This is a genomic window from Streptacidiphilus neutrinimicus (assembly GCF_000787815.1).
Taxonomy (GTDB): Bacteria; Actinomycetota; Actinomycetes; order Streptomycetales; family Streptomycetaceae; genus Streptacidiphilus; species Streptacidiphilus neutrinimicus.
Genome location: NZ_BBPO01000129.1, coordinates 7,457 through 13,381, shown reverse-complemented (window position 1 = coordinate 13,381; position 5,925 = coordinate 7,457). Strand labels below are relative to the sequence as shown.

Annotated in this window: 8 protein-coding genes and 1 pseudogene; 2 read left to right on the top strand and 7 right to left on the bottom strand. The window is 68.9% G+C overall.

The window, feature by feature from the left end; genetic code table 11:
• Positions 1-182, top strand: a pseudogene (locus tag TR48_RS46140) (hypothetical protein); the annotation flags it as partial.
• A 76-nt stretch (positions 183-258) separates the two neighbouring features.
• Here TR48_RS46140 and TR48_RS36850 read toward each other — a convergent pair.
• Together TR48_RS36850 and TR48_RS36845 are read right to left on the bottom strand one after the other, a co-directional pair.
• Positions 259-870 carry a superoxide dismutase gene (locus TR48_RS36850; protein WP_042374999.1) on the bottom strand — a complete coding sequence of 204 codons (612 nt, stop codon included), beginning with the start codon at positions 868-870 and terminating at the stop codon, positions 259-261.
• Between the two features lie 222 nt (positions 871-1,092).
• A complete protein-coding gene (locus TR48_RS36845) occupies positions 1,093-1,554 on the bottom strand; it encodes a Fur family transcriptional regulator (RefSeq protein WP_052443354.1) in 462 nt (153 codons plus the stop codon).
• 118 nt (positions 1,555-1,672) lie between these two features.
• Here TR48_RS36845 and nicT point away from each other — a divergent pair, with 118 nt between their 5' ends.
• Positions 1,673-2,812: a Nickel transporter NicT gene (gene nicT / locus TR48_RS36840; protein ID WP_174501770.1), complete on the top strand. Its 1,140-nt coding sequence runs from the start codon at positions 1,673-1,675 to the stop codon at positions 2,810-2,812.
• 82 nt (positions 2,813-2,894) lie between these two features.
• Here nicT and TR48_RS36835 read toward each other — a convergent pair whose 3' ends face one another.
• The 5 genes from TR48_RS36835 to TR48_RS36815 all read right to left on the bottom strand — a co-directional run bounded on the left by TR48_RS36835 (position 2,895) and on the right by TR48_RS36815 (position 5,551).
• Positions 2,895-3,110 (bottom strand): hypothetical protein, encoded by a 216-nt coding sequence (locus tag TR48_RS36835; RefSeq protein ID WP_042374998.1) that lies wholly within the window; start codon positions 3,108-3,110, stop codon positions 2,895-2,897.
• A 197-nt stretch (positions 3,111-3,307) separates the two neighbouring features.
• Positions 3,308-3,910: a recombinase family protein gene (locus TR48_RS36830; protein WP_042374997.1), complete on the bottom strand. Its 603-nt coding sequence runs from the start codon at positions 3,908-3,910 to the stop codon at positions 3,308-3,310.
• 271 nt (positions 3,911-4,181) lie between these two features.
• Positions 4,182-4,628 (bottom strand): DUF3147 family protein, encoded by a 447-nt coding sequence (locus tag TR48_RS39565; protein WP_052443353.1) that lies wholly within the window; start codon positions 4,626-4,628, stop codon positions 4,182-4,184.
• Complete coding sequence (locus tag TR48_RS36820) at positions 4,625-4,957, bottom strand: DUF3147 family protein (RefSeq protein ID WP_042374995.1); 333 nt, start codon at positions 4,955-4,957, stop codon at positions 4,625-4,627. Before TR48_RS36820 ends, TR48_RS39565 begins: the two co-directional genes overlap by 4 nt.
• A gap of 66 nt (positions 4,958-5,023) precedes the next feature.
• A complete protein-coding gene (locus TR48_RS36815; protein WP_201777209.1) occupies positions 5,024-5,551 on the bottom strand; it encodes a hemerythrin domain-containing protein in 528 nt (175 codons plus the stop codon).
• Positions 5,552-5,925: the final 374 nt, after the last annotated feature.

The following is a 5,925-nucleotide window of genomic DNA, read 5'->3' as shown; positions in this document are numbered from 1 at the left end:
CACCTTCGGGGACGGGCGGCACGGCCTGCTTCTCGGGGCTGCCGAGGACAGGAGTGCGTGCCGCTGGCCGGCGCGGTACGCCGAACATGTTCGGCGTACCGCGCTCCACCGTGTACGGACGCCTCGACCGGGACAAGACCGTGCCGCGGCAGCCCGAGAAGACCACGCTCACGAAGCCCTAACCGCCAGTTTTGCGGCTGGGGTCAGAGATAGGAGTCCGGGGCCCAAGGCAGCCCGTGCACATCCGGCGGGCGCGGGTCAGCCCTGTGTGGTGGCCGCGGCGTAGCGGGTGGCGACGTCGTTCCAGTTGACGACGGACCAGAGCTTGGTGACGTAGTCGGGGCGGACGTTCTTGTACTGCAGGTAGTAGGCGTGTTCCCAGGCGTCGAAGACCAGGAGCGGGGTGGTGCCCTGGCCGACGTTGCCGTGGTGGTCGTAGACCTGCTCGACGATCAGGCGCCGCCCGAGCGGCTCCCAGGCCAGGACGCCCCAGCCGCTGCCCTGGACGGCGGTGGTGGCGGTGGTGAGCTGCTTCTGGAACGTCTCGAAGCTGCCGAAGTGCTCGGTGATCGCGTCGCCGAGATCGCCGTCGGGGCGGTCGCCGCCGTCGGGGGAGAGGTTGTTCCAGAACAGCGAGTGCAGGACATGGCCGGAGAGGTTGAACGCGAGGGTCTTCTGCAGGCCGACGAACCCGGTCGGGGTGAGGGCGTCCTTGTCGCGGGCCTCGGCGAGCTGCTCCAGGGTGTCGTTGGCGCCCTTGACGTAGGCGGCGTGGTGCTTGGAGTGGTGCGGCTCCAGGATCTCGCCGGTCATGGCGCGCTCCAGGGCGGAGTAGTCGTACGGCAGGTCAGGCAGCTGGTACTGGCCCATCAGCCAGGTCCCCTTCCGAGTCGTCGGTGCGGCACGTTGATCACTCTTGTTGCACATAGCTTGCAACAGCAAACTTAGTGCATCAACATGGGCGGTGGCGGGGTCGGCCCGCCAGCCGCGATGACCGCTGGCCCGCGTGGATGTGGACAGGGGGAGTCCTTCCGGAGGCTGGTGATCGTCTTCCCAACCGGCGCCCGCCGGGACACCGGCCCGACCCCGCCCCTATTGGCCGCGCGCCCTGCAGACCGGGCACAGCCCACTCATCACCAGCGGCCCCGCCGTGAAGCCGGACGCCTGCGCCAGCGCCACCGCGGCCCCCGCCGTGGGAGCCTCGGCGATGTCGGCGACGGTGCCGCATCCGGTGCAGGTGGCGTGGGCGTGCCCGTCGCGCCCGAGGCCGTAGCGGACCTCCGCGCCCGAGACCGAATGGGCCAGTCCCAGCGCGGTGAGCCGGTCGACCGAGCGGTAGACGGTGGCCAGATTCGTCCGCTCGCCCGCGGCCTGGATATGGCGGTGGATCTCGGTCGCACTCAGATGCCCGCGATTCTCGGCGAGCGCGCGCAGGATGTGCAGGCGCGGCGCGGTGCGCCGTGACCCGCCGGCCCGTAGCGCACCGCCCAGCTCGGCCAGGTGGGCGTCACGGTCGTTCGACGTGCTGTCGTGCGCGCCGCCCGTGTCCCCCATGGCGCCCCTCCCTGTGGTCTTTCCCAGACATGCCCTTCTTGCGATGATGTTGCAATAACAAGCTGTGTGCGTCTAGGTTGCGGAGCCGTCCACAACGATCACCAGGGGGAAAGCGCTCATGACCACCACGCCCACCGTCCCGGCCACCGCGGGCGCCAGATCCCGGTGGCGCCAGGCCACCGCTTCTATGACCCACGCCGAGTGGACCCGTCTGGGCGGCATGGCGGCCTTCATCGCGTTCCTGCACCTGGCCGGCTGGGTCACCCTGATCGCGATCGTCGCCCCGCAGCACCTGAGCGTGGGCACCAAGTCGTTCGGCATCGGCATCGGCATCACCGCCTACACCCTGGGCATGCGCCACGCCTTCGACGCCGACCACATCGCCGCGATCGACAACACCACCCGCAAGCTCATGCACGAGGGCAAGCGCCCGCTCTCGGTCGGCTTCTGGTTCTCACTGGGCCACTCGACCATCGTGTTCGCCCTGGCGTTTTTGCTCTCGCTCGGCATCAAGGCGCTCGCCGGCCCGGTCCAGGACGACAACTCCCAGCTCCACCAGGTCACCGGCTTCGTCGGCACCACCGTGTCCGGAACGTTCCTCTACATCATCGCCGCGATCAACATCGTCATCCTCGTCGGCATCTGGAAGGTCTTCCGCGCCATGCGCTCCGGCCACTTCGACGAGGCGGCCCTGGAAGAGCAGCTGAACAACCGCGGCTTCATGAACCGCATCCTCGGCCGCGTCATGAAGTCCATCAAGAGCCCCTGGCAGATGTACCCCGTCGGCGTGCTGTTCGGCCTCGGCTTCGACACCGCCACCGAGGTCGCCCTCCTCGTCCTCGCCGGCTCCGGCGCCGCCTCCGGCCTGCCCTGGTACGCGATCCTGTGCCTGCCGATCCTCTTCGCCGCCGGCATGAGCCTGCTCGACACCATCGACGGCTCGTTCATGAACTTCGCCTACGGCTGGGCCTTCTCCAAGCCCGTCCGCAAGGTCTACTACAACCTCACCATCACCGGCCTGTCGGTCGCGGTGGCGTTCATCATCGGCACCGTCGAACTCCTCGGCCTCCTCGCCCAGCAGCTGAACTGGTCGGGCCCGTTCTGGGACTGGATCCAGGGCATCGACATCAACATGCTCGGCTTCGTCATCGTCGGCCTGTTCTTCGCCACCTGGATCACCGCGCTCGTGGTGTGGAAGGTCGGCCGCATCGAGGAGAAGTGGACGACCGCCCTCAAGCCCGCCGCCGAAACGGACTGAACCGGCCGCCTCGCAACGGGAAGCAGGGGGCAAGGCCATGTGGCCTTGCCCCCTGCTTCTGCTTCCGGACGTGCCGCACCGCTCAGGCCTTCGCCGCCGCGTCCAGGCGTCCCGCCTTCGCCTCCTCGATCAAGGACGCGAACTGATCGGCGCTCATCTGGATCCGCTGCCCGAAGTCATCGGTCAGCACCACCCTCCGCTCCGCTGGCGCGGCAGCGTCCACAAACAGCTGCGGGCAACCGCAGTCACAGTTCCCGCAGAACGTCGCCACCGGCTCCTCTCGACCCAACCCAGTCATCCCGGCTCCTCACACTGCTCGGTGGACCGCGCACGGCCTGGTGCCCGGCCCATACCCGACCGGACACCTCAAGAAGCGCCCCCGGTCAACGCCGTGGAGCACACCAGCTCGAAGCCGCGCACCAGCGCGCCCTCCGTGCATTCCCACCCGGGGTACCAGTCAACCCGGCAGGCCGGCCCTGGCGCTTAGCCCTGGGGTCAGCTTTTCGTTGCGCCGCGCTTCTTCGGTTGGCGCGGGACCGTCTCGTTCCGGTTCAGGTGGCCGTACACCGTGGAGCGCGGTACGCCGAACATGTCCGCGATCTGCTGCACCGTCTTCTCGCGCTCGTCGTAGAGCCGCTGGGCGAGAGCGGCCTGGTCCTCGGTGAGCCTGGGCCGGCGCCCGCCGACGCGGCCGCGGGCCCCCGCGGAGGCGAGGCCGTCCATGGTGTTGGCCACGATCAGCTCACGCTGGAGCTCGGCGAGCACCGACAGCATGCCGAACATCGCGCGGCCCTCCGCGGTGGAGGTGTCAATGCCCTGCTCGATCACGTGCAGTCCGATCCCGCGCTCGCGCAGGTTCGCGCCGAGAGTGACCAGATGCAGGACGGACCGGGAGAGCCGGTCAAGCCGGGTGATCTTCAGGGTGTCGCCCGGCCGGAGCAGTTGCAGGACGAGTTCGAGCTTCGGCCGGGACGCCTTCGCGCCGCTTGCGGTGTCGACGTGGATGTTGCTGCGCTCCACTCCGTGTCGCAGCAGTGCGTCGATCTGATGATCGGGGTTCTGGTCGGCGGTCGAGACGCGCGCGTAGCCGATGAGCATGCGTCGGAATCTATCTGGCGGACCGTTCCTCGACATTGGTTTTCGCCGCGAGTTACCGACACTGTCCACCTGCGGGTTCGTGACAGTCGGCCCGAGTGTCGACAGACGATCGTTTCTCGACACCGAACATCCGCCAGTCGCATCATCGGCCGAGTGCCTCGGGCGATCGGGGCCGCCCAACGTCGGGGGCAAGATCATCCCAATCTAGGGCTCCTGGCAGATCCGTTACTGCCACCCCGACATCCCTGGTCCATGACGGCCCCTGCGGATCTCAGGGGTTCTCCTGGCCGGGTGGCGGGCGTTCGTCGCCGCCATGGCTGGTCATGCGGGCGACCAGGTACGCGAGCCCGGAAACGACGCTCCAGGCCGCGGTCGCGGCGGTCAGGGCGCTCCAGGCGGAGGTGCAGGGCAGGAGCTGCCAGCCGGTGAGGGCGAAGGCGAGCAGGCCGAGTGTGCCGAAGACGGCGCCGCGGGCGTCGTCGCGGGCGCGGCGCAGGACTTCGTTGTCGGCGACGAGGGTCAGGCTGGCGAGGGCGATGGCGGGGAAGGCGAGGAACATGCCGCCGGTCTTCGCTCCGGTGCCGTAGGCGATCAGGGCGGCCAGGGCGGACACGGCGGCGCCGAACGCGAACCGCAGGCCCATGTCGCGCGGCTTCACCTTCCCGGCTGCGGACGGGTCGAGACGGATCCGGTCCAGATCCTCGGAGGGGTGGGTCATCGGATCCGCCACCACCCCGTGGAGGCGACCCCGCACCACATCACCAGCGCGGTCGCCGATCCGGTCTTGGCCCCGAACAGGCTCAGCGCGGGGACTGCGCCCAGGTAGCAGGCGGTGAACGCGACCGCGCCCACCGCCATGCCCGCACACGCGGAAGCCGCATCCGTGGGTCCTTTGGTCAGGACGGTGACAACGAGCCCGGCCAGCGCCACCGACGGGGCGGCGGCGAAGATCCCGGCGAGCCGTTTCGGCGTCACCATCTCCGCGATCAGCGCGGAGACCACCACCAGGGCGCCGCCGGTGAGCGGCTTGAACAGCACATCCCACATCCGGGCGCCTCTCTGCCCACCGTGCCGCACCCACCGCCGAAGGAGCTTGGGCGTCGAGGACCGGCCTCAGCCGATGACGGCGTCGACGGCCTTGCGCAGCGCGCCCGGCTCGGACGGCTTACGCGGCGCCTTCTCCTTGGTCTGCAGCAACTGCTCGCCGATCTCCTGCAGCTCTTTGCGCCCGAGGGCTTCGCGGACCTTGGGGAACCACTCCCCTTCCTCCTCGTCGATGTGGTGGTCGACATTCTCGATCAGCACGGTGGCCTTCGCGACGAAGCGCTCATCGCCGGGATCCATAGCCGACAGTTCCGAGCACAGCACGTCCGCGACGTGGTGCTCCTCGAACGATTGGAGGATGTCCTGCTCCAGGTCCGGAACGAGTTCGCGCACCCGCGGATACATCACCTCGTTCTCGATGTAGGTGTGGACGGTGAGCTCTTCGATGATCCGGGACACCACGTCGCCCTTGTCCGAACCGGAGGCATGGAACTGACGGAACAGCTTCCGCACCGTCTTGTGATCCTCTTTCAGCAGCACGATCGCGTCATGGGACACCGCGCTTTTCCCTTCTCGTTCTTTCAGCCTGGCTGGCATGTTCGGTTACGCTCTGTCAGGACATCACGGCCGGCTCTTCGACGCACGGCGGCGGGGGCCGGGGGCCGGGGCGGGAGTGGGGAAGATCAAGGCGGGTGTGCGGTCACACGCCTCGGGGGTTCTGCTGGTTGGGTCTCCCCCTGCGAGCGGTGTAGGTCCTAGCCTGGCGGCCCCGGTTCGCAACCTGCGCCGGTGCCCAGAGGGTTTCCGGTGATCGGCGCCCCCGGTCCGTGCAGGGAGGGATGCCTGCGAACCGGGCGTGATGAGATGAGCTCCCCGTGGTGTGCCCTGCGCGACGAGGGCCGCACGGCCCGAGCGCCCTCGCGCCCAGGCGGCTCAGGATGGACTCATAGCGGTGCCCGAGGGGCATCGGC

Bases quoted from the DNA above. Each gene is read 5' to 3' on its own strand.
- TR48_RS39565 (WP_052443353.1), bottom strand. From the start codon at position 4,628: ATGACCCACCCCTCCGAGGATCTGGACCGGATCCGTCTCGACCCGTCC.
- TR48_RS36835 (WP_042374998.1), bottom strand. From the start codon at position 3,110: ATGACTGGGTTGGGTCGAGAGGAGCCGGTGGCGACGTTCTGCGGGAAC.
- TR48_RS36820 (WP_042374995.1), bottom strand. From the start codon at position 4,957: ATGTGGGATGTGCTGTTCAAGCCGCTCACCGGCGGCGCCCTGGTGGTG.
- TR48_RS36830 (WP_042374997.1), bottom strand. From the start codon at position 3,910: ATGCTCATCGGCTACGCGCGCGTCTCGACCGCCGACCAGAACCCCGAT.
- nicT (WP_174501770.1), top strand. From the start codon at position 1,673: ATGACCACCACGCCCACCGTCCCGGCCACCGCGGGCGCCAGATCCCGG.
- TR48_RS36815 (WP_201777209.1), bottom strand. From the start codon at position 5,551: ATGCCAGCCAGGCTGAAAGAACGAGAAGGGAAAAGCGCGGTGTCCCAT.
- TR48_RS36850 (WP_042374999.1), bottom strand. From the start codon at position 870: ATGGGCCAGTACCAGCTGCCTGACCTGCCGTACGACTACTCCGCCCTG.
- TR48_RS36845 (WP_052443354.1), bottom strand. From the start codon at position 1,554: ATGGGGGACACGGGCGGCGCGCACGACAGCACGTCGAACGACCGTGAC.